This is a genomic window from Pseudomonas atacamensis, assembly GCF_017167965.1.
GTDB lineage: Bacteria > Pseudomonadota > Gammaproteobacteria > Pseudomonadales > Pseudomonadaceae > Aquipseudomonas > Aquipseudomonas atacamensis.
Map to the genome: position 1 here is coordinate 3,066,594 of NZ_CP070503.1, position 23,430 is coordinate 3,090,023.

At 59.6% G+C, this 23,430-nt stretch carries 16 protein-coding genes and 2 pseudogenes; 14 read left to right on the forward strand and 4 right to left on the reverse strand.

The window, feature by feature from the left end:
- The first annotated feature begins 175 nt into the window (after positions 1-175).
- Positions 176-5,017: a dermonecrotic toxin domain-containing protein gene (locus tag JWU58_RS13965; protein ID WP_206420313.1), complete on the forward strand. Its 4,842-nt coding sequence runs from the start codon at positions 176-178 to the stop codon at positions 5,015-5,017.
- Between the two features lie 71 nt (positions 5,018-5,088).
- On the opposite strand, the gene JWU58_RS13970 is transcribed toward JWU58_RS13965, so the two are convergent.
- The gene (locus JWU58_RS13970) at positions 5,089-5,358 is read right to left on the reverse strand and encodes a PepSY domain-containing protein (RefSeq protein ID WP_123442531.1); all 270 of its coding nucleotides are present in this window, start codon (positions 5,356-5,358) and stop codon (positions 5,089-5,091) included.
- Positions 5,359-5,511: 153 nt separating this feature from the next.
- Between JWU58_RS13970 and JWU58_RS13975 the strand changes: the two genes are divergently transcribed.
- Entirely contained in the window at positions 5,512-6,513 is a 1,002-nt protein-coding gene (locus JWU58_RS13975) for a FecR family protein (RefSeq protein WP_206420314.1), read from the forward strand.
- Between the two features lie 52 nt (positions 6,514-6,565).
- On the opposite strand, the gene pvdQ is transcribed toward JWU58_RS13975, so the two are convergent.
- The gene (gene pvdQ / locus JWU58_RS13980) at positions 6,566-8,905 is read right to left on the reverse strand and encodes a bifunctional acylase PvdQ (RefSeq protein ID WP_206420315.1); all 2,340 of its coding nucleotides are present in this window, start codon (positions 8,903-8,905) and stop codon (positions 6,566-6,568) included.
- A 243-nt stretch (positions 8,906-9,148) separates the two neighbouring features.
- Between pvdQ and JWU58_RS13985 the strand changes: the two genes are divergently transcribed.
- Positions 9,149-9,526, forward strand: coding sequence for a fe2+ zn2+ uptake regulation protein (locus JWU58_RS13985; protein ID WP_024012892.1), 378 nt, complete (start codon positions 9,149-9,151; stop codon positions 9,524-9,526).
- 18 nt (positions 9,527-9,544) lie between these two features.
- Here JWU58_RS13985 and JWU58_RS13990 read toward each other — a convergent pair whose 3' ends face one another.
- Positions 9,545-9,733 (reverse strand): hypothetical protein, encoded by a 189-nt coding sequence (locus tag JWU58_RS13990; protein ID WP_016770563.1) that lies wholly within the window; start codon positions 9,731-9,733, stop codon positions 9,545-9,547.
- 310 nt (positions 9,734-10,043) lie between these two features.
- Between JWU58_RS13990 and JWU58_RS13995 the strand changes: the two genes are divergently transcribed.
- Genes JWU58_RS13995 through JWU58_RS14015 form a run of 5 tightly spaced genes read left to right on the forward strand, consistent with a single transcriptional unit; the run spans position 10,044 to position 17,094 of the window.
- The gene (locus JWU58_RS13995; RefSeq protein ID WP_206420316.1) at positions 10,044-11,291 is read left to right on the forward strand and encodes an MFS transporter; all 1,248 of its coding nucleotides are present in this window, start codon (positions 10,044-10,046) and stop codon (positions 11,289-11,291) included.
- A gap of 9 nt (positions 11,292-11,300) precedes the next feature.
- Positions 11,301-12,431 carry a LuxE/PaaK family acyltransferase gene (locus JWU58_RS14000; RefSeq protein WP_206420317.1) on the forward strand — a complete coding sequence of 377 codons (1,131 nt, stop codon included), beginning with the start codon at positions 11,301-11,303 and terminating at the stop codon, positions 12,429-12,431.
- A gap of 1 nt (position 12,432) precedes the next feature.
- Complete coding sequence (locus JWU58_RS14005) at positions 12,433-14,835, forward strand: acyl-CoA reductase (protein WP_206420318.1); 2,403 nt, start codon at positions 12,433-12,435, stop codon at positions 14,833-14,835.
- 44 nt (positions 14,836-14,879) lie between these two features.
- Complete coding sequence (locus JWU58_RS14010; RefSeq protein ID WP_206420319.1) at positions 14,880-16,190, forward strand: phenylacetate--CoA ligase family protein; 1,311 nt, start codon at positions 14,880-14,882, stop codon at positions 16,188-16,190.
- On the forward strand, positions 16,159-17,094 hold the full coding sequence (locus JWU58_RS14015; protein ID WP_206420320.1) for a GNAT family N-acetyltransferase: 936 nt from the start codon (positions 16,159-16,161) through the stop codon (positions 17,092-17,094). The genes JWU58_RS14010 and JWU58_RS14015 overlap by 32 nt, the downstream gene beginning before the upstream one ends.
- Positions 17,095-17,139: 45 nt before the next feature.
- On the opposite strand, the gene JWU58_RS14020 is transcribed toward JWU58_RS14015, so the two are convergent.
- Positions 17,140-17,667 (reverse strand): hypothetical protein, encoded by a 528-nt coding sequence (locus JWU58_RS14020; protein ID WP_024012886.1) that lies wholly within the window; start codon positions 17,665-17,667, stop codon positions 17,140-17,142.
- A 355-nt stretch (positions 17,668-18,022) separates the two neighbouring features.
- Here JWU58_RS14020 and JWU58_RS27595 point away from each other — a divergent pair.
- The 6 genes and pseudogenes from JWU58_RS27595 to JWU58_RS14045 all read left to right on the forward strand — a co-directional run.
- A pseudogene (locus JWU58_RS27595) lies at positions 18,023-19,153 on the forward strand (HAMP domain-containing protein); the annotation flags it as partial.
- Between the two features lie 333 nt (positions 19,154-19,486).
- A pseudogene (locus JWU58_RS27600) lies at positions 19,487-20,014 on the forward strand (methyl-accepting chemotaxis protein); the annotation flags it as partial.
- A 240-nt stretch (positions 20,015-20,254) separates the two neighbouring features.
- Positions 20,255-20,701, forward strand: a complete 447-nt coding sequence (locus JWU58_RS14030) for a DUF411 domain-containing protein (protein ID WP_041480975.1) — start codon at positions 20,255-20,257, stop codon at positions 20,699-20,701.
- On the forward strand, positions 20,701-21,135 hold the full coding sequence (locus tag JWU58_RS14035; protein ID WP_122698336.1) for a YqaA family protein: 435 nt from the start codon (positions 20,701-20,703) through the stop codon (positions 21,133-21,135). The genes JWU58_RS14030 and JWU58_RS14035 overlap by 1 nt, the downstream gene beginning before the upstream one ends.
- Before the next feature lie 86 nt (positions 21,136-21,221).
- Positions 21,222-22,268, forward strand: a complete 1,047-nt coding sequence (locus tag JWU58_RS14040; protein ID WP_122746324.1) for an alpha/beta fold hydrolase — start codon at positions 21,222-21,224, stop codon at positions 22,266-22,268.
- A 12-nt stretch (positions 22,269-22,280) separates the two neighbouring features.
- Entirely contained in the window at positions 22,281-23,234 is a 954-nt protein-coding gene (locus JWU58_RS14045) for a D-2-hydroxyacid dehydrogenase family protein (RefSeq protein WP_123442540.1), read from the forward strand.
- Positions 23,235-23,430 lie beyond the last annotated feature (196 nt).

Genomic DNA, 23,430 nt, shown 5'->3' on the forward strand with positions numbered 1-23,430 from the left:
GATTAACCGCGCCCGAGCTGCCAGCTGTCAACCCTTCGATTGATCGGCATCCGCTGGCGCGCCCAGATGCACATTTCACTGTCAGCGTGTGCGGTAACTATCTACCGCAAGTGCTTCAGTCTGCGCATCTACTGTTGAGTTCCAGCCCGATGGCGCCCCGTTCAGAGTTGCAATGATGTCCACCCCGACTGCCCCGCTGTTGTTTCCAGTGATACTCGATTCACCCGGCCTGCATGCTGCCCTGGGTCCGGCACACGGTCTCAACAGCAAAGACTTCGACTGGCTCGCCAATGCGCAACTGGCGACGCAATCGCTGCGCAACAAGCAAACCCCGCCGATGCTGGCCGAACGCATCCTGCTCAACGCCGACAAGCAACAGGCCGTGCCGCTGGCGGGCAGCTTCATGCTCAGCGCAGGGCCGGATGACAACGGCGTGTTTCTCTATACGCCCTACGATGGCCTGAAAAAATTCGCTGACCGCCAAGCACTGACGGACGCCCTGCAGACACGCCTCGACAATGCCGGGGAAGCTGATGATCTGCTGGCTTTCCTCTCGGTTTCGCTGCGCAAGGAACTGGTGGAAAAACGCGGGATTACCCTGACCTGCGAAACCATCGAAGGTGATGTGTTCGAGGACCAGCAAGCGGCTATCGGCGAATCCCTGGAGAGGTGCGCCCGTGACCTGCTGGACGAGCTCAAACGCCTGCCATCCCTTGCAACGTTGCTGGAAAAGATTCTCGACGAACTGCTGGAAGCGCATTTTGCCGCGCTGCAACAGTCGCTAACCCGGGTCGGTTTCTACTCGGCGTCCTCCTCTGCGGACAAACAGTGGGTCGACTCGCTGTCGCTCAGTGAGGCGCTGCTGCTGCACTTTCATCGCCAGGGCTGGCCGCACGGTCAGACCGTGGAGTTTACCCACCCCGCTCGTTCGGTCAGCGAAGACGATCAGTCTGCCTGGACCCATGCGATCGAGTCCGCATCGGGAAAATTGACCATGCTGTTGTTTCGGCAGCTTGAGATCTACTGGAATGGCGCTTCATTCGAGGGCTCGCCCAGACGTACCTTCTTCAGCCAGACGCTACAGGATCAAGCCCGAGCGGATCTGATGATCAAGCGCGAAACGCAGATCCTCACTGCCAGCGAATTCGACGCCCTGCACTGTCTGGTCCGTGAGCCAAGCGTTGCAGTGCGGCGGCCAACGTTCGAAACCGTGTGCCTGAGCGAAGAGACAGCCTGTGTCGAGCTGGCCGGTTCGCTGATGATCAATCATGACAAGGCTTATCTCTATACGCCCAGCCAGGGCCTGCAGGTACTCACCGACTACGCCGACCTCAAACAGACACTGACCGCCAAACTGCGGGCTGCCGGGCACGAAGATGAGCTGTACGGGCTGATGAACCTGCAAGAGCGCAATCGCTACCTTGGCTTCACTAACGCGCAGGTATCCGGGGAAAACATTGGCGGTGAGATCATGACGACGCTGTTCGAGACCATCATCACCAAACAACGCCAGAACATTGAATTCGTGTTGCAGCGCTTTCGTCAGAGCAAACGCACCACCGATATCCATGCACTCTTTGATAAGGCATTGGATATCCGCTCGATGATTCATGAACGATTGCTCAAGCTCGATCTCAATCAGCGCTGGAGTACCCGTCCGTTATTCACCAGCACTCCGCCATCGTCACTCGTGCAAGCGGACAAGGCTGCGCAGCAGGCGACGAGTCTGGGACGGACGCTGGATAATCTGACCAGCCACTTCAAAGACCAGCCGACCGCGCACAGCGCCGAACAGCGCGTCTTTTTGGAAGGCATTGTGTGGAAGCTGGCCCAGACGTTCGAAGATGGCCTGCGCGGTGAGGCCTACCTGCGCAGTCTCAGCGGGTCATGGCTGGAGGCGGAGCGAAAGATCGTCGACACCGTGTTCGATGCCACGCATCCGACACGCAGGGAGCGCCAGTCACTCAATGGTTTTCGCCCCGATGCATGGTCGCTCACCCTCACCTGTGCCGAGTTCAAAGGTGCGCTGCCGCTCGCTCACTGCGTGCTTCTGACCGAGCGCGGCGGCATGGATGACAAGCATTCCGGACGCGCCATCCTGTGGACACCGGCCACTGGGCTGGAACAGTTCGAGAATATCGCCGTCGCGCAGAAGCAATTGCAACAACGCCTGGATGACAACAACCAGAGTCATACGCTGCTGGAAAATCTGCCAAGGGCTCAACGTCGACTGGACCAGCAATACACCCTGGGCAGTTTTCAATTGATTGAAGACCGGGTTTCCAGCAATCGCATGCAATCGGGCATTGAACAGTTCCTGGCCGATTCAGAAGAGCTGCGCGTTTGTATCAAGGACCAGGACACGTTGCAGACTTACCTTGAGCAAATGAAAAGCGCGGTGATCGATACCAATCTGCGCCGCGCCGTTGACCTTGCACGAACCCTTGCCAGTCATCTGGATTATCCCGACTGGTTGCGCATGGCCTCGGCGACCGAGCAGCGCACGCAACTGGCGTTGCTGGATGAACTGCGCCGCGCGTTCATCGACGGCAAGGATTTCCTCGATGAGGCCCCGGCGCTGGCCACTCATATCGAGCAGACACTCAAGACACTGCTCGATGCGCGATTTCCAGGCAACGGCCTCAAGCCACAGGACATCCGGATCACCCCCAACCTGACACTGGCCGGCCCTGCCTGTGACTTGCTGGAGTTTAGCTTGCATCACTACAACGTCGTGCAGGACAGCGGTTTCAAAGTGGCATCGACAACAGCGACAGCACTACCGAAGGATTTTGGCCAGTCCGCCGTACGGCAACTGCTGCAATCTCTCGACGTTGCCACGACCTACACCGCGAAAGTGACCAGAGCGCTGACAGCTGATAGCGCGTCAGCACGCCTCAGCAAAGAACGGTTCTTGCGCCAGCTGCCCTGGCAATTGATGCAGCACGCCCACTCGATGAAGTTGCAACAGCAACTCTCCGATACCGGCTACGACTATATCTGCCAGGTCCTCGATATGCCTGACGGGATAGCGCGGGCGATGGTCGACGGTGCTCACGCCATCGCTTGTCCGCTATCGTTGATCAAGACTTCAGGCGCTGATTGCGTAGACGCGCTCGGACTGTATGTGTTCGGTCCGGGCGCAGGGCAAACAGGTCCCCGGGTCCTCTATGCGCCTTACTCAAGATGGGTATTTCGCGAGTTCGAGAACGAAGCGCAGTTGATCGAAGCACTGAATACCCCCGGCCACTTTCAGGACTTGCTCATCCGGCGTCTGCCTGACGCGCAGCAGGCCGTATTCAAGAGCCTGTTGAAAACAACGATCGGCAAAAACAGTGAAATCACCCTTCATGACTCCCCCATAAAGGGCAACGTGCTCGAGCGGTTGCACAAAGACACCCTGAGTCTTCTGCCACAAATGCTGCGCAGCCAACCACAGATCAACGCCCAGGCAGATTGGGAAGCAGTGAAGTTTCTGTTCAGCCACGGCGTCCGCCTGGTGCCGCACGTGTTGCCGGGCAAACTCGCCTGCGGATTTTTCCTTTGGCGCAGCTATCAGGATTTCAAGGCCTCCGCTGAAGGCCTGCAGGATCACCACTGGGCGAACGCCCTGAAAAGCTTCATTGCAGGGGCGATTACCCTCTTCAGCCTGGGACGTCTGTCGTGGGAAAGCGAGGCAGAAACGGTCAGTACCGAATTCGCCGCAGAAGCGCACGCACCTGAGGGTACAGCCACGACGGTGCAAGCAGCCTCTCGCTGGGCAAAAGTGTCACCGGTAACGCCCGCCCGCGTGGATCTGCAGCCCTTCGAAAGCAGCACGGCACTGGAAAGCCTCAAGCTCGATGCCAATAAGCTGGTCTATGGAGATTCGTCGACGACGCAGAAATACGCCGCTATTGCCGGCAAGGTGTATCCGACGGTCCAGGTCGAAAAGACCTGGTATTTGCGCAAAAAAGACGGCAACCAGGGGCCGGCACTCGAGGAGAAAAATTCCCGTCTGGTCGTCGCAAGCACCAGCCAGCAGGTGTATCGCTGCCGGTCAAAAAAACGTGACCCTGTGCAACACGAAGTCGAGGAAAACCGTTCCATAGAAATGTATATCCAGGCCAGAGGCATGGCCCAGATCAACCGTCGCTATCCGGCCAAGGCGTTCGTGATACAGCAAGCGGTAAATCGTGCAAGAGAATACGCAGTCAATTGTCTGCATAACTACGTTACGCAGCGCGACAACCTTACGGGCACGCGGTTAGAGACGGTTTTGAAGAAGTTCTTCGAGGTGTCGGTGATAACGCCCACGCTGCTGAGGAAATTCGAGAAGGTGATTATTCCTGTTTGCCGAGAACTGACGAACCCGAAAGACGATCTGCTCTACACCGAACGCTTTTTTACTGGTCTGAACGGACCTGGCAGCGGCAATACCGTGGCATTCGTTTTCAAACAGGATAAGAGAAAAATCATTCATCTCACTGAGCTGTTTTTCAACCCGGGACTGGATAAATACACTGCGCATTTGCCCCCTCGGTTCAATGTTGATTCCCATGCCCGCGCTGTAACGCTGATCCATGAGCTCTCGCATCTGGTTTGCGACAGCGACGATCTTGTCGCCGTGCAGGCCATGGCGCCTTATCTGGACCTCATCGATACGAGGACGCCCTCGGGCAAACATGCCAAGGAATCTATTGAACGTCATCGCAGCTTATTGTCGCGCTACGGCAAGCATTTGTTTGCGGTGAAGACCGGCAAACAGGTCTGGACCGACCTGGACAAAGTACCCGCGCATGCCGGCAATTACCAAAAAATCCTCAGCCTTACCAACACCACAAACCTTGCAGATGCACGCCTGGCGTTTTGCCGCCCTGATTCTGCAGATGCAAGGATTGACGTCATGCTCGCCAACGCCGATTCGATCGCATTGCTCATCAGTGAACTGGGCCGTCAGCTCGACCCGCTTCCCGCCCCCCTATCGTCAGCGGCGCCGGGGTCGGATCAGGCAGGAGCCTCGCAAGCGCTGCCGTGAAGACAAAAAAATGCGCTGACGTCGCGCCAGCGCATTGCTCAACACAAGAATCAGTGAGTGCTTAAGGTGGGTTAGTCCTTCTGGTCCCGCAGCACATTGCCGGAAGCGCCATCAATGCGGAATTCGTAAACAGTGCCGTCGGCCTTGCGCCCTTCGCCTTCCCAGTAGCCGTCATTGTCGGCGCCGATCTCATAGACCTCGACATAACCGGCCTTGGTCTTGGCGACCTCGATGGCTTTTTCGATGGTGATCCAGCCTGCGCCTGGCTTGTCCGCCAAGGCGGCACCGGCGCTGAACAAACCGGCAGTGGCAATCAGGGCTGCGAATGTCTTTTTGATCATTTTTTCACTCCATTTATGGATAGTAGGCAGTTGCTTCCTGTTTTTTTGGGCGCCACAGGGAAAAATAAGTTCCACGTTGATGGGTAAATGCCATGACGGATGTTCTCGGCAGCCTGCCGGCGAGGTTAGAATGAGCGAAATCAGGACGAGTCAATGACCCAAGACACTCTCTCGGAAGCCGAATACGATGCGATCACCGATGCCGCCGCGCACTGGTGCATGCGTCTGCACGCCGCTGACTGCACGGACGAAGAGCGTCGCGCATTTGAAGACTGGCACGAAGCCCATCCGCTGCATGCCTTTGAATACGAAGCCATGCAGGAAATCTGGGAAGTCGCCGGAGACCTGCCTCGAACCGAACCCGAGGCGCTCGCGGCGCAGCGCAAACCCTTGCGTTCGTGGCGCAAGTTCGCGGTCATCGCCGGCGCCTGCGCTGTCGGCTTGCCGCTCGCGGCCTACAGCGGCTGGAGTCTGGGCTGGGTGCCCACCAGTTATCAGCATTACGCCGCCACCGACAGTGTGCGTCAGATCACTCTGAGTGACGGCAGCCAGCTGGAACTCAACCTGAACACCGACCTGACTTTCAGCAATTACAAGAATGAACGTCGCGCCACCCTGAACAAGGGCGAGGCGTTTTTCAATGTCAGCCATGACGCGTCTCATCCGTTTGTGGTGCGCGCCGGCGATGGCAAGATCCGCGTGACCGGTACCCGATTCAACGTGTGGATGTATGAAGATCAGGTTCGGGTCAATCTGGTCGAAGGTTCGGTGCTGGTCAGCAGCAATCGCGATCTGCCGGGCGACGGCCTGCGTTTGAGTCCATCGATGCAGGCACGCTACCGACATGGCGATTACGCACCGCAAATCAGCCAGACCTACCCCGGCGATACCTCGCTGGCGTGGCGCAGCGGCCGACTGATACTGGACAACCTTGCGCTGCACGACGCCCTGCCTTTGATCAACCGTTACCTCGACAAGCCGTTGATGCTGGCCGACACCAGTACCGGCGCGATCCGCGTGGGCGGTGTCTACAACATCAAAGAGATGAACAACCTCGCCAACAGCCTGCCGAAAGTGCTGCCGGTCTACCTGACTCGCAACAAGGAAGGCAACCCGGTAATCAATTCGATGCCGCAACGCCCACCGAAAAGCTGAAGGCCGCGTCCCTTGCGGGAGGCGGCCTTCGTTTGTTTCAGGCGACGACTGTTTACTGCGCTGCCACCTTCCCTGCCTGATCCTGCTTGATCGTCCGCACCTGATATTGCGGATCCGCCTGGATCTGCTGCTCAGTGAATGGCAGGACACTCCACTGTTTCTTCGAAAACGCCTCGGTCTGATCGCGTGAATATTTCGACGCCGGATCACTGGATAACGAGAACGCCAGCAGCCCTTGGGCGTGCGGGCCTTTTTCGTCGAAGCTCACCACTTGCAGATAGCTGGTGCCGCTGACCACCTCAAGTTTGCCATCCTCACGGGGCACGCTTTGCATCGCGTTGTAGATGCCCAACGTACCCGGCCCGCCATGAATCGGCGTTTGCCGCCCGCCACTGCTGACCCCCTGGATGTCACCCCAGCGCATGTCCGGCTTCAGGCCCATTTTGCCGGCCAGTTCGACCGACGCCAGCATCGCTTCACGCAGCGCCTTGGCCACGGCCGGTTGTTCGAGCGCCAGGCCGTGCGGAGTGTGTTGCGCATCAGCCGGATTGAATGCAACACGCCAGATATCCGGTGATTCAAGCAGCGCCTGCATGATGTTCTGGAAGTGCACCAGACCGATCCCCGAATCCAGACTGGCACGACCATCCCAGGCTTTGAGGCTGGCACAGACCGGCTTCAGCGTGGCCGCATCGCTGCCCAGATCGGCGCCGCAGAACTTCAGCAGATCGGGCATGACCTGCGCGGCCAGATAGACCTGATCGTCCATGACCATATGCTGCAGATCCTTGACCGCCAACGGGCCTTTTTTGCTCAGCTCAGCCAAACGATCAAGCGCAAATCGCGAGCGCAGACCCAGCGGTTGTCCGTCCTGACTGATCAGCGGTGAATAGCCGGTGAGCGGTTGCGCCGGGTTGGCCAGCCACGCTGAATCGTTGGAGTGCTGAACGAAATCCTTGCGCAGCAATTGCGGCAACTGGCTGGACGCAAAAATGCCCGGCTGCGCCGCTTGCGGATCGACATCCCAGGCACAGCCGCTGTTGGCACCGTCCAGGACAATCATGCGCAGACCGAGGCGTGGATCGCTGCACTTGGCCAGTTTTTCCGCGCTGACATTCGGCACCACCGACAGGTTCATGTACAGCGTCTGGCCCTTGTCATCCACCGCCAGAGTGTTGACCCACGGGATGCCCTGGATCGTGTGCACGGCGTCTTGCAGATCCTTGAGATTGCTGGCCTGGTTCATCGCGTACCACTGCTTGAGCACGCGATCGTTGTCGAGGTTGGCATCGCGCAAGCTGTAGGCATATTGCTTATCCCAGTCGAGCTTGCCCGGCCATTGCACGATCGGGCCGAACTGCGAACTGTAGATATCGCGTTTCACCGGCACGACCTGGCCGTCAGCCTGCTTGACCTGCACGGTAACCGTCTGTTTGTTCAGCGGCAGCGACTTGCCGTCGAGCAGGTAGCGGGTCGGATCCTTTGGATCGAGTTGCAGGCGATACAAGGTGAAGTGTTTCGACGAGTCGACAGTGTGGGTCCAGGCCAGATGCTGGTTGAAACCGATGTTGATCATTGGCAGACCCGGCAATGCCGCGCCCATCACATCAAGCTTGCCGGGGATGGTCAGGTGCATCTGATAGAAACGCATGCCGCCGACCCATGGGAAATGCGGGTTGGCCAGCAACATGCCACGGCCGTTGAACGAACGCTCGCTGCCGACTGCCACGGCGTTGCTGCCGCGATCCAGGGCGAAACGTTGCTGACGGGCGTCGGCCAACTGGAACGCCTCGGTGTCGTGCTTGACCTGTGCGGTCGCTTGCGGCGGCGTGGCGCCGGCCAGAGCCTCGGCGAACTGCCCGACCCCGCCTTCCACCAACAGGCGCCGCGTCAGTTTGACCAGATCTTCGGCACTGATTTCACGTACCCACTCGCCCTGGCATTGCTGCGGCAATCCTTGCTGGCGCCGTTCGGCCAGATAGCGGTTGTATCCGGCGGCATAACCCTCGACCAGGTCGCGGACCTGCGTCGGTTGCGCCTGCCAGAAGGTTTCGACCGCTTCTGGAGTATTGAGCCAGGCGAAGAACACATCACTGACGCGGTTTTCCCGTTGTTCGACAGTGAACTGCTCCGGGCCGAAGTAGCGTGAACGCTCGCCGTTGACCGTGACAATCTCGTTGGCCAGCAAACACAGGTTGTCCTGGGCGTAGGCGTAACCGATGCCGAAGCCCAGCCCGCGTTCGTTCTCGGCACGAATGTGCGGCACGCCGAAACTGGTGCGGCGAATATCGGCGCTGGTTTGTGCAGCCGGGCTCAGTGCATGGGCCGACAGGCTCAGTCCGAACAAGGTGCTGGCGAGGGCCAGCCCGGTGAGTTGCCTGGAAATAATCACGCTTGCTCCTGATCGAAAGGTCGATTGCCCCTGCGTCCACGCGCAATGAGCCTGTCGAAGAAACGAAGCTGAGGAAAAAAATTTAGCGGGCAATCCTTCGGCACGAGGCCGGCATCACAAGGCCGGGACGAATTTCCGACGAAATTTCTACATCTTTTCTTTCATGATTTGTCGTGCTGAAACGTCTTGTTTAGAGAGCGCAACAAAACCTTTCCCGATCTGGCTCTGAAAAGGAGTAATCGCATGTACAACTCGCAACTACCAACGGACGGTAGCCAGACGCCACAGGGCGTTTCCATGGGTTCGCACACCGGCAATTTCACCCAGCGCGGCGAGCGTCCGGGCAACGAGCGTATTCGCGTGCTACTGAAGAGTTTCGGCCTGCGCACCAGCCTGATTCGCCTGAAAGTCATCGACGCCCTGCTGGTGGCGGCACAGAGCAATCGTCGCCTGGGCGTCCGTGGCGTGCATAGCCAGTTGCTCGATCTGGACGTGCCGTTGTCGTTTCTCAGCGTGCGCGAAGTGCTGAAACGCTTGTGCGCCGAAGGCGTGATCACCTTCAACGCCGACAAGAGTTACAGCCTGCACCCGCAAGCTGCAGCGGTCCTCAACCACGAATGAGGCACCGGGTGCTCGCCGTTACGGCTTGACCTTGCGGCGCATCACGCCATTGATCACCACCACAACCACGGCCACGCCGATCGCGACGTACTGGAAAGTTTTCTCGGTGATCATGCCGGCGTTTTGCAGCCAGGACAGGCCCAGCATGATCGCCAGTACCGACAGGGCGATCAGAATCGAATAAATCAAGCGTTGCTTCTGGGTCATTGCGGTTTCCTGAAACGTTGAAGTGTATGCGTTTGCAAGCCATAGAATTGCCGAATTACGGGGACGTGCCGGGGCAAACGGGCGCTCATGTTACCGCCCCTGAAGACTTTTGGCTGCAAGGTCAGCCGACCTTGAGGCATGGCCTGCCCTCCCTGCTCTGGCGCAAACAAGTAAACAGCTTCCGCGCCGCGCCAATCCTTTAAACATGCCGTAAGTTTTTGAAATCTGCTGACGCAGCAAACGGCTAGGTCGGCTGTGCGTCTGCGCCTAGGCTCTGCGAACTTCCTATAACTAATAAACAGGGATGTTCATGCAGAGAACACTTATCAATATCGGCCCCAGACAGGTTGCCGGTTTCTGTCTGGCGCTGACCGCTTTCGAACTGCTCACTTACATGGCCAGCGACGTGATCATGCCAGCGATGCTGGACGTCACCACCGACCTCGAAGCGGACGCGCGGCATGTACCCCATGCATTCAATCTTTATCTGTTGGGTGGCGTCTGCCTGCAATGGCTACTGGGTCCCTTGTCCGATCAATTCGGGCGCAGGCCAATGTTATTGATCGGCAGTGCGCTGTTCGGTGTGTCGTGCGCGGCAGCTTTCAGCACCGACAGCATTGAAGCGTTCAACCTGTTGCGTCTGTTGCAGGGCATGGGGCTGGGATTTGTCGTCGCCGTGAGCTACCCGGCATTGCAGGAGGTTTTTTGCGAAGCCGACGCCGTCAGGCTGATGGCGTTGCTCGGCAATGTTGCGTTGTTATCGCCGTTGCTCGGGCCGCTGCTTGGCATCCTGCTGCTGGAATGGCTGAGCTGGCGGGAAATTTTTCTGCTGCTGGGATGCACAGCAGCGCTGGTATGGCTCGGCCTGTTGCTGTGGATGCCGGAAACTGTGGGCGTCGAGCGCCGCGATGGTCATCAAACTCCCCGGGTGCCCTTCTCCTGGCGCCTCACTTGTCGGCGCTACGGTGCGCTGTTGGGCAATCCGCGCTTCCTCTGTGCAAGCCTGGCGCTCGGCCTGATGAGTCTGCCGCTCATCGCCTGGATAGGCCTGGCGCCATTGCTGCTGGTGCGGGTACTGGACATGCCGCCGCTGGAATATGGCCTGTGGCAGATACCGGTGTTCTCGGCAGTCATCGCCGGCAATCTGATTCTCGACCGCTTGCTACAGACTCATTCGCTGACGCAATTGATTCAACTGGCGCTCTGGCCGTTCTGTCTGGGCCTTCTGTTTCTGGCCGCGTGCGCATTGCTCGGCGCGGGGCTTGGACCGGTGGTGGCGAGTCTGTCGCTGTACGCCGTCGGGCTGGGCATGAGCAACGCGGCGGTGTATCGCCTGGCGCTGTTTTCCAGCGACGACAGCAAAGGCCTGGTGTCGGCGCTGACCGGCATGATTTCGATCGCCGTCATGGGCTTTGGCGGTTCGCTGATTGCGGCCATCGGTGGCGGCAGCCGTCTTGAATACTTCGCTATCTGGGCCGCATTCGGCGGGCTGATGTGCCTGCCCATGGTTTACCGGCTCCTGCAAACCACCACCGCTGATGTGGTCTCGCCTCAATAAGGAACATGGATGACTCACCTACCCTATGCCGACGCGCTGTGCGCGTTGACGCAACCCTATTGCCTGAATTCAGCCCCGCCCGCTCTGTTTGATCGGGCGATGACCGAAATCAGCCGCTTTCACTGCGAGCACACCCCGGGTTACGCCCATTGGCTCAACGCCCACGGACTGGCGCCGCAGGACCTAGACAATCTCAGTGACTGGTCGCGTCTGCCGCCGATCTTTGCCAGTTTCTTCAAGCAACACCTTCTGCTCAGCAGCACGGGGACGAACGCCCTGGAACTGACTTCGTCGGGCACCAGCGGGCAGAAAAGCCGGATGCGTTACGACGAACGCAGCCTGGCTCGCGCGCAGTTCATGGTTGCGCAGATCTTCCGCCATTACGCCTGGGACACTCCCGATAGTCCGTGCAACTACCTGCTGTTGAGCTACGAACCCGAAGGACGCATCACCTTGGGCACCTCGTTTACCGACCAGTTTCTCTGTCGGTTTGCCCCGGTCAATCGCGTGGTCTACGCCTTGCGTAACACTGGTCGGGGCCATCAGTTCGATGTATTCGGCGTGATCGCCGCCTTGCAGTCATTCGCTGAAGAAGGCTTGCCGGTACGGATTTTCGGCTTCCCGGCGTTTCTCTGGCAGACCCTGCAACGCATGCAGGCTACCGCTGTGCAGGATGTGCAATTGCCCGCCGGTTCGCTGGCCTTTTTTGGCGGTGGCTGGAAAACCCAGGCTGCGCAGGAAATTCCCAAACAACAGTTTTACGCCCATATCCATCGGCAACTGGGCATCGAACCGGCCCGCTGCCGCGATGGTTACGGTGCTGTCGAGCACGCCGTGCCTTACATCGAATGCGCCCGTCACCGCTTTCATGTGCCGGTGTATTCGCGAGTGCTGATTCGCGATCCGGCGGATTTTTCCCTGCTGCCCTATGGCCAACAAGGCCTGCTCGGCTTCGTCTCGCCTTACATCTCCTCCAGCCCGGCCCACGCCGTGGTCATGAGCGACCTTGCCACGCTGCACCCGGGCGCAAGTTGCGGCTGTGGATTGACCAGCGACTGGTTCGAACTGCACGGCCGCGCCGCCACCACAGCGGGCAGAAGCTGCGCAATGGCCGCCGCCGAATTAATGGGGAGTCACTGATATGTATTTGATCAATGGACAACTGCACCACGCTTATAGCCTCGACCAAGCGCTGCAAGACCTGCAACAGGCGTTGCCGCAACACTTGGCGAGCGCACTCGACAGCCGCACAGTCATCGACGCAGTCGCGAAATTTGCCCGGCAACTGCATGACGCGCACTCGGATCTGCCCCTCGACAACGAGCAGCGGCAGACCCTGATCGATTTCTGCCAACCCGAAGCGCTAGCCTACAAACGCCAGCGTGAATTGGGCGCCGAGGCCGATTGCCTGCGTCGTTTCGATTATCGCCAGCCACGCTTCGAAGCCTGGCGTCCGCTCGGGCTGGTGGTGCACATCACTCCGGCCAACGCGCCGCTGCTGGCCTTTTGCGCGGTGGTGGAAAGTCTGCTCGCCGGCAACGTCAACTGGTTGCGCCCCAGCCGCAGCGATCAAGGCCTGACGGCGCAACTGTTGCGCGCGTTGGTGGATTGCGATGCAAGCGGACAACTGGCCGGACATGTGGCGGTGATTCCAGCGAGCACCGAGCAGATCGGCAAGCTGTGCAAACCCGCCAACGGCGTTGCAGCGTGGGGTGGCGAAGCGGCCCTGCAAGCGATTCGGCAACAGTTGGTGCCGGGTTGTCGCTGGATCGATTGGGGGCACCGCATCAGCTTCGTCTATCTCACCCCGGAATCGTCTACGCCGGAGGCGCTTGATGCCGTCGCCGACGAAGTCTGCCGACTGGATCAGCAGGCCTGCTCCAGCCCGCAATGGCTGCTGGTGGACAGCGACGATCCGCAGGTTTTGCGCGATATCGGTGAACGCCTGGCGCAGGCCCTGCAACGACGCGCCACGCAATGGCCGGCACTGGTGCCGACAATCCAGGAAGCCTCGCAAATTACCACGCACACGCAGATGGCCCGCCTCGGCCAGAGTTTCGCCGGACACACCGGGCAAGTGTGGAGCGGCCCGGGCTGGCGGGTGATCTGGAGCCATGAGCGGCAACTCGCGCCTTCACCGCTGTTTCGCAGCGTACTGCTGCACCCGCTGCCGCAGGCACTGCTCACTGCCGCCCTGTTGCCGTGGCGCAACGTCCTGCAAAGCTGCGCGCTGATGTGTGCGCAATCACGCATTGCCGAGCTTACTCATGCGCTGATCGCCGCCGGGGTCACGCGTATCGCACCGATCGGCAGCATTCACGACGGTTACGCAGGCGAACCCCATGACGGCGTCTATGCGCTGCAACGCTTGAGTCGGCGGGTATCGGTGAGTCTGGCGGCCACGCAACTGCCGAATCAGGCCAGTCTCGATTTACCGCTACTCGCGGCGAAGTCGTGCGCTGCGATCATGAACAAAGAGGCCTTCGTCGCCCAGCCCATCAACGATCAGGCGCAGTTGTATTTCCGCTCCGGAGGCAGCAGCGGCACCCCTGCTCTGGCCGGCTACAGCTATCGCGATTTCGATCGGCAGATGCGCGCAACCGCTGACGGTCTGTTCGCCGCTGGACTTGATCCGGCGCGGGATCGGGTCATGAACCTGTTCTTCTGTGGCGGGCTGTACGGCGGTTTTCTCAGCTTCAGCAAAGCGCTGGAATTGCTCGAGGTGACGCACCTGCCCATGGCCGCCCCTATCGATGACGACTACCGGGAGATTGCCCAACTGATCATCGACCAACGGGTCAACGTCCTGGTGGGAATGCCCGCCACACTGCATCGCCTGTTTTTGAATGAGCAGCAGCGGCTGCGCGCTTATGCCGGCGTCGAAAAGGTCTTTCTCGGTGGCGAGCACCTGAGCGAAAAGAACCGTGCATTGCTGCGCAGTTGTGGCGTCTCGAGCATTCGCTCGGCGATCTACGGCAGCGTCGATGCCGGCCCGCTAGGCCATGCCTGCAAGGCTTCGGCGGATGGGGTTTTCCATCTGATGAACGCGATCCAGCACTTGGAAATCGTCGCGTTCGATGAGGATGTGCCGGTGATCGGCGATCAGGTGGGTCGGCTGCTGGTGACCTCGCTCGCCCGTGAAGGTGGCCAGCGCGTGCAGCGTTATGAGATTGGCGACACCGGGCGCTGGCTGCCGGGCGTCTGCGCCTGCGGGCTGACGTCGCCACGCTTCGAGCTGTTGCAGCGCCACGGCAAGCTGTTGCGCATCGGCACTGACTTCATCTCCCTGAGCGAATTGGCGTCGCGGCTGCAAGTGCCGTTTCAGTTGCAGCTGGACCACAGCGCCGAGGGCGTCGAGCGCATGCAACTGCACTGTGAACTTGCGGCCGACATCGCTAAACACCGTCTCACCGATTACCTGACCCTGATGACCGTAGTCGACAGCGGACTGCTGGTGCTGCAGATCGAACAATGCCCGCCCGAGCACTTCGTTCAAAACAAACACAGCGGCAAGACGCCGCTGGTCATTGACTCCCGCCGCTGACGCTTGCCGTGAGCTGGCTCATTCGAATCAAAGAAGAACACACCGTGAAAACAACCGACCCGATTAGCGAATTGACGGGTTTTGCCCGCAAGCATTCGCCCTACTACAGGAACAGCCTCGCCGATATTCCCGAGGCAATAAGCTCGCTGCGCGAACTGCCACTACTTGATCCGGCAGACTTCTGGAAAGACAGCGCGGATCTGGCGCAATGGCCAGTTCTGACAGCACCGATTGCCCACGCCCTGGTCTTCAAGACCGGTGGCTCAACCGGCGGCGGCAGGCTCTCCGTATATGCCCGAACGGAATGGCAACGCACAGTGGAAGCTTTCGGCCGCAGTCTGAGCGAGCAATTCAGCTCCGGCGACCGTGTCGCCAATCTGTTCTTCGCTGGCGACCTCTACGCCAGTTTCCTGTTTATCCACGATTCACTGGCCCATGTGGAAACGCCTATCACCGAGTTTCCGTTTACCGGCGAAGTCGACCCGCCAATGCTGGCCGAAGCCATCGTGCAACACCGGATCAACGTGTTGGCTGGCGTGCCTGCGCAACTATTGACCTTCGCCAGTTGGCTCCAACACCGCGGCCTTGCGCTGCCCTTGGTTGATAGCGTGCTTTATGGCGGGGAGAGTCTGTTTGCCTCACAACGCCAGCTCCTTGAGCAAGTGCTGCCCAACGCGCGCATTGCCTCGATCGGCTACGCCAGTGTCGATGGCGGATTCATCGGTGCAAGTCATCGTGACTGCATCGAAGGAGAACATCGCACACCTGACGGCCACGTGCTGCTGGAGATTGTCGATCAGCACAGCGGCGCAACGATCGAGGCCTGCGATCAAACCGGTCTGCTCGTATTGACCAATCTGCATCGCCGCTTGATGCCGCTGATCCGCTATCCCGTCGGAGATCTCGCGTGCTGGCGAGAGCCGTCGGGCACTGCGCAACGCAAATTCGCCCTGCGCGGGCGCAGCGGCAGCAGCCAGCGTGTGCGGCTCGGCATTCTGTCGCTGATGACCGATGAAATCAGCGAAAGCGTACGGAGCATCACTGGCAGCAACGATTGGCAGTTATTGATCGAACACGACGACGGCAGGGATCTATTGACGGTGAAATACGTAGTCAACGAAGGATCGTCCCGCATCGAAGACAGACTCGAGGCCCGCTTGATCGAACTGTATCCGCAGATACCACAACTGCGAGGCGCCGGGTTATTGCAGCTGCGTATACAGAGCTGCCGCTTCGAGGACCTTGCGCGCCATCCTCGCGCAGGGAAAAGCCTGCGGATCGTCGATCTACGCTGCTACGACCGACATGACAGGGAGGTGCGTGATGGAAGCGTTGATCCTGCGCAATTACCGTGACACCGACGCCACGGCAGTCAGCCAGCTGTTTCGCGAGGTCTATGGCGCTCATTACGTGCAAAGCGACGTCTACCTGCCCTGCCTGATCAACCAGAACCACGCCGACAAACGCTGGCACTCACTGGTTGCAGTGGAGGGAGAGCGGATTCTTGGCCATGCCACTTTGTATCGGCAAAGCGAAAACTCGCACGATGCCGAACTGGCCTTGAGCGCCGTGCATCCCGATGCTCGCGGGCAGAATCTCGCCACGCGGCTGGGCGCGCAACTGCTGACTCATGCACAGGCGTTGGGTTGTCGCAGCGTTTCGATCAAACAGGTCACCCACCACCCTTATACCCAACGCATGGCTATCAGTCTCGGTTTTCATAACACCGGGCTGTTGCCGGACTATGTCCGCTCACCCTTTGGCGGCAAAACACCGGAGTCGATCGTCTTGGGTGTCCGCGCCATAGACGGCTATCAGCGCCCGCTGCCGGAGCAGCTGTGGCCAACCCGCTACCGTGCGTTCATGGAGCGTATGACGGCGGCGTTTGGCTGTTCGCCCAGCGCAGCATGCTGGCGCGGGCCCTCGGTTCAGGTTGAACAACACGGCAATCGCCATGACATGCTCGTGGAAAAACTCGAACCGGAACTGCTCGATCAGTTGCGAACACTGCCCGGACATTGGCTGATTTCGATTCGTTTGCAGCTGTCGCGACAGTTTGCCTTGGACCTGCACAATCTTAACGCCATCGGTTTTGCTTTCACCGGTCTGGCGCCTGCGCAAGACAATCGAGGAGGCTGGCTGACGTTGTTTCATCGCGGCTACCGCACGCGCAAGCTGACATTGCATTGCCCGCACATGCAGCAGTTACACGACCAGGCACAACGTCAACTCACTGGGCGAGCCATGGCTGCGGAGTAATCAGCCCGAGCCCGCACACGGATGAGCGGGCTTCATCGGCAGATGTCAGGCCTTTGCCTTCAGGCCTTTGTCGGACGGAACTGCCGCATTGCCTTCGCCATAGGTCTTGAGATTCTGCAGGACGTAAATGGCTTTCTTGAATTCGGGAATCAGGCTCTTGCCGTAGTAATTGCCATTGAGACTGTTGGTCTGGATGGCATCGAGCTGCGTGGCGAAATATTCCAGCGCGTTGAACTTCGCCTCCGGGTCTTTCTGCACGCCGAAACGGTCGAATTTGTCGCCGGCATTGAGCAAGGTGATCGAGGTGATTTCGGAAATCAGGCCGCGCCCGCGCAGGAACTCGCTGAGGTTGCCCAACTGCTTTACGGAGACGTTGGCTGGATCAAAGCCCTTGATCTGCTTGCGCAAACCCTGTTTGTCCATCTCCGCGACGTTAAGCGCATTCGGATCGTTGCCGACCAGGGTCAGCATCTGCTGCACCTTGACGCTCTGCGAAACCTGCTTTTTCGCGCCGGTATCACGGACCATTACGCCCGCCTTGCTTTCCCAGGCGCCGGTATAGCCGATCGTCATGCGAGGATTCCTTGTGCAATGAGCATGAAGTGTCCTTGTTCCAACCAATTGAATGGGCGCGAGTATCGGCCGCTTCGGCTGATCCAACCAACCCTTTTGTGCGCTTTTTTACAAATCTCGTACATTCATGACACCGAGCTTAAGGCCCCGCAAATATTGCTTCAGCGCCGTCATCAGGATGTAACAACTGTGGCGATTGCGAGGGATGTACCAATCCCGATACCAACCGGTCATCGCCCTGAGTTCTTTCGGCACGCAAGTACCTAAAGCTTCCGCCCGTAACGACGATACGCTGTGATACCCGCCCTGTTTTATTCCTGCCCTCCAACAAAAAAGCCGCTCAAGGATCAGTTCCATGCCCGCACTGCGCACTATTCAGGCTCGCTACACGCTGTTTCTGATTCTGTTCATCCTGCTGTTGTCCGTGCTCACCGTGGTCGGCATCAGCCAACTGGTCGCACCGACCCTGCGCGATACCGAAGAGAAGGTCGTGCTCAACCGCATCGCCGAAGTCGCCGTGCAGATTCAGGGCGAACTGAACAAGGTGCAGGCGCAGCAACGCAGTATCACCCAGACCATCCCCCTGCTCGACAGCGCCGCCATCGACGTGGTGCTGCCAGGGCTGGTGGATCAGTACGGCGAACTGAAAGTCTTTGGCGGCGGTATCTGGCCGTCGCCGGGCCAGCGCGAAGCCGGGCGCAACAAGTTCAGCACCTTCTGGCACCGCGATGCCTCGGGCCAGCTCAAGGTCAATACGTTCTGGAACAGCGACGCCGCACCGAACTACTACGACCAGAGCTGGCACAAGGGCGGCATGGCCACCCCGCGCGGCCAGTGCGCGTGGGCCGCTGCCTATAAGGACGACGCGAGTGCCGAGCCGCGCACCAACTGCGCCATGGCGATCTACAAGAACGGCAGTGCCTGGGGCGTTTCGACCATCGACGTGACCCTGGGCTTCTTCAACGATTTGATAGCGCGCAAGGAAAAAGACCTCAACGCCGAAATGCTCATCGTCGAGGCTGACGGCAAGATCATCAGTAACAGCTCGCGCATCAGCGGTCCGATCGTGTTGAAGAACATCAGCGAACTGGCGGCCAGCTCGACCTTCATCAATCAGATCAAGACCGGCCTGCAGAACCGCGATAAAGCGCAACGCGTCGAGTTCGACAACAACGGTGAAGACGCCACATTCTTCATGCGCCCTATCGAGGGCACACCGTGGTTCCTCGCCACTGCCCTGCCGACCAAAATGCTCACCGCCCAGCGTGACGATGTGCTCAACAGTCTCAGCCTGATCCAGATTCCGCTGGTGATCCTGCTGGTGCTGTTGCAGGTTTACGCGATTCGCAAACTGGTACAGCGCATGAAGGCTCTGAAAGCCAACATCGATTCACTGTCCAGCGGTGACGCCGACCTGACCCGCCGCATCACCATTCGCGCTGAGGACGAACTGGGCGCCATCGGCCATTCGGTCAACACCTTCATCGTCTATTTGCAGAACATGATCGGCGAAGTCACCCAGGCCACCGGTGCCATGGCGTCCAGCCTCGACAATCTGCAACGCACTTCGGCGCACACCAGCCAGATTCTGCTGCGTCACGCCTCGGAAACCGACCAGACCGTCACCGCCATTACCGAGATGAGCTCGACCGCTGAAAGCGTCGCGCAGAACGCCGCTGAGACCGCTGCGTTCACCCAGCGCGCCAATGAAAACGCCGATCGCTCGCGCGTCGTGGTGGGTGAAGCGACCAACAGCGTGGTCGCGCTGATCGACGAAGTGGCCAGCGCTACACACAAAGTTGAAAACATGCAGCAGGACGCCCAGCGCATTACCGAAATCCTCGGTGTTATCGGTGCGATTGCCGGGCAGACCAACCTGCTCGCCCTCAACGCCGCGATCGAAGCGGCCCGGGCCGGTGAACAGGGTCGTGGCTTTGCGGTGGTAGCGGATGAAGTCCGCGCCCTCGCCGCCCGCACTCAGGCCAGCACCTCGGAAATCAACGAGATGTTGACCCGTCTGACCCAAGGCGTCAGTTCCTCGGTCAGTGCCATGGAAAACACCCAGGCCAGTTGCCAGTCCGCCGCTGACGCCACTGCCCGAGTCAACTCGGGGCTGGACGAAATGGCCGGTTCGGTCAGCCACATCAACAGCCTCAGCACGCAGATCGCCACCGCCGCCGAACAGCAAAGCGCAGTGACCGAAGAGATCAACCGCAGCATGGTGCAGATCCGCCACATGGTCGATGAACTGGTGCAGAGCGGCCAGGCCAGCGAGCTGAATACCCGCCAGTTGCTCGAAGCCAATAGCCGCGTGAGCGCGATCATGGGGCGGTTCAAGGTCAGTTAAGCCAACCGCGACCACGGGGATTTTGGCCTTTACGCCAATTCCCTGTGCGAGCGAGCCTGCTCGCGAAAGCGATTTTTCAGTCACTGTATCTGCGCCTGGTCGACCGCATTCGCGAGCAGGCTCGCTCCCACATTGGTTCGGCTGTCTTGTAGCAACTGGAAACACTCAGTTGATGCCGGGATGGAAAAACCGGTCAAAATGCGTTCTTGCTGACCTTCACCGAGTCGAGAGTCCATTCCCATGCGAAGCCAACTGCGTCTGCTCGCCCTGAGCGCCCTGTTCATCTCCTCCCTGGCGCAAGCCGCCGAACTGATCCCGATCGAAGTGCACCGCGATGCCAATTGCGGCTGCTGCAAAAAATGGATCAGCCATCTCGAAGCCAATGGCTTCAAAGTCGAAGATCACGTCGAAAGCGACATGAGCAGCTTTAAACAGCAGCACGGCGTACCACCGCGTCTGGCGTCCTGCCACACGGCGATCATCAATGGCAAATTCGTTGAAGGCCATGTGCCGGCCGATCAGGTGCTTGCGTTGAGCAAGCGCGACGATCTGCTGGGTGTGGCTGCGCCGGGCATGCCAATGGGCTCGCCGGGCATGGAAATGGACGGCATGAGCGATGCGTACCAAGTGATCGGCCTGAAGAAGGACGGCGCTGACGTGGTAGTGGCGGACTACCCGGCCCGTTGATGGGGGCAGCCTACTTCGGCCTGTTCTTTGCTGCGTTTGGTGCGGCGACGTTGTTGCCATTGCAATCCGAGGCGCTGCTGGTCGGCCTGATCGTCAGCGAGCGTTACTGGCTGTGGGGTTTGCTCGCGGTAGCGACGCTGGGCAACGTGCTCGGTTCGCTGGTCAACTGGTGGCTGGGCCGCGGCATCGAGCGCTTTCAGGATCGACGCTGGTTCCCGGTCAGCCCAAAGCACATGACCAAGGCGCGCAAGCACTATGAGCGCTATGGACATTGGTCGCTGCTGCTCAGTTGGCTGCCGGTGATCGGCGATCCGCTGACCTTGATTGCCGGCGTCATGCGCGAACCGCTCGGGCGCTTTCTGTTGATCGTCACCCTGGCCAAAGGCGCGCGCTATGGCGTGCTGGCCTTGCTGACACTGGGCTGGCTCGGTTGAACCAACCTTCGCTGTGATTGCCTTTGTTTAACGTCGGCGTAATCCCGACCTTCCAGAGTCGGCCAATTTTCAAGGAGTTTGTGCTTATGTCCGTCACGCTTTCCCGCTGGCTGCCCGGCCTCGTCCTCAGCGCTGCCCTGCCATTAATGGCGCACGCAGCCACTGAAACCGCCTCCGCCGAAGGGCCTGCCTATGGCCCGGAGCTGCAAGGCTTCCAATATCCCTACACGCTTAAACACTTCGCCTTCGAATCCCAGGGTCAGAAGCTGCAAATGGGTTACATGGACGTCGCCGCCAATGGCAAGGCCAACGGCCGCACCGTGGTGCTGATGCACGGCAAGAATTTCTGCGCGGCGACCTGGGACAGTTCGATCAAGGCCTTGAGCGATGCCGGCTACCGCGTGATTGCGCCGGACCAGATCGGCTTCTGCACCTCCAGCAAACCCGAGCACTATCAGTACAGCTTCCAGCAACTGGCGACCAACACCCAGCAATTGCTCAAGGCGTTGGGCATTCAGAAAGCCACTGTGCTCGGTCACTCCACCGGCGGCATGCTCGCCACCCGTTATGCGCTGCTGTTCCCGGAGCAGGTCGATCAATTGGCGATGGTCAACCCGATCGGTCTGGAAGACTGGAAAGCCCTCGGCGTTCCGTATCGCACCGTCGATCAGTGGTATCAGCGTGAGTTGAAGGTCACGGCCAAGGGCATTCGCGACTATGAGCGCACCACCTATTACGATGGCCGCTGGAAGCCGGAATTCGATCGCTGGGTCGACATGCTCGCCGGTCTGAGCAAAGGTCCGGGCAAGACCCAGGTCGCGTGGAACTCGGCGCTGATCTACGACATGATCTTCACCCAGCCGGTCTACTACGAGTTCAAGGACCTGAAGATGCCGACCCTGCTGCTGATCGGCACCTCCGACACCACCGCCATCGGCAAGGACCTCGCACCGCCGGAAGTCAAAGCGAAAATCGGCCACTACGAGGTGCTTGGCAAACAGGTCGCCAAGTTGATTCCGCAGTCGACGCTGATTGAATTCCCGGGCATGGGTCATGCGCCGCAAATGGAAGAACCGGAAAAATTCCATCAGGCGCTGCTCGGCTGGCTGGGCAAGACTCCTTCCGCTCCTTGATGAGGCAAGCCGATGACGGTGCAGATTGCAGTGATCGATGACTGGCAGGACGTGGCCCGCGACGTGGTCGACTGGTCCGTGCTGGAGAGCATCGGTGAAGTGACGTTTGTGCATGATTACCCGGCCGACAACGCGACACTGGCCGAGCGCCTCGGCCAGTACGAGGTGATCTGCGTCATGCGCGAACGCACGCGTTTCGACGCCGATTTGCTCGGGCGCTTGCCCAATCTGAAGTTGCTGGTCACCGGCGGCATGCGCAATGCCGCGCTGGACATGCCGGCCGCTGCAGCGCTGGGCATCAAGGTCTGCGGCACCGACAGTTACAAACACGCCGCGCCGGAACTGACCTGGGCGCTGATCATGGCGGCCACCCGTGATCTGGTGAAGGAAGCCAATGCCTTGCGCGCCGGCCAGTGGCAACAGGGCCTCGGCGGCGATCTGCACGGCAAGACCCTGGGAATCCTGGGTTTGGGCAGCATCGGCCAGCGGGTCGCGCAGTTCGGCCAGGTGTTCGGCATGCGGGTGATTGCCTGGAGCGAGAACCTCACCGCCGAACGCGCCGAACAGGCCGGCGTGACGTATGTCAGCAAGCAGCAATTGTTCGAGCAGGCCGACGTGCTGTCGGTGCATCTGGTGCTCAGCGAACGCAGTCGCGGTCTGGTTGATGCCCAGGCGCTGGAGTGGATGAAACCGAGCGCGCTGCTGGTCAACACTGCTCGCGGGCCGATCGTCGATGAAGCGGCGTTGATCAAGGCGCTACAGAAACGGCGCATTGCCGGGGCGGCGCTGGACGTGTTCGAGCAAGAGCCTTTGCCGGCCCTGCACCCGTTTCGCACGCTGGACAATGTCCTGGCTACCCCCCATGTGGGCTATGTCAGTCGGCAGAATTACGAACAGTTCTTCCGGCAGATGATCGAGGATATTCAGGGTTGGGCAGCTGGGGAGCCGGTGCGTCTGTTGAATTGATTCCATCACTTTAAAGTTGAGTTGCTGCAACAGGCCTCTTCGCGAGCAGTCTCGCTCCCACAAGTTGTACGCGTTCCAATGTGGGAGCGAGCCTGCTCGCGAAGAAGTCACCTCGGACGACACTTTGAAACAGCCTCGCACCACAACGGTGCAACCCGCCCATCCCCTAGCACAAAATCGTGACTGCCCAGTCACC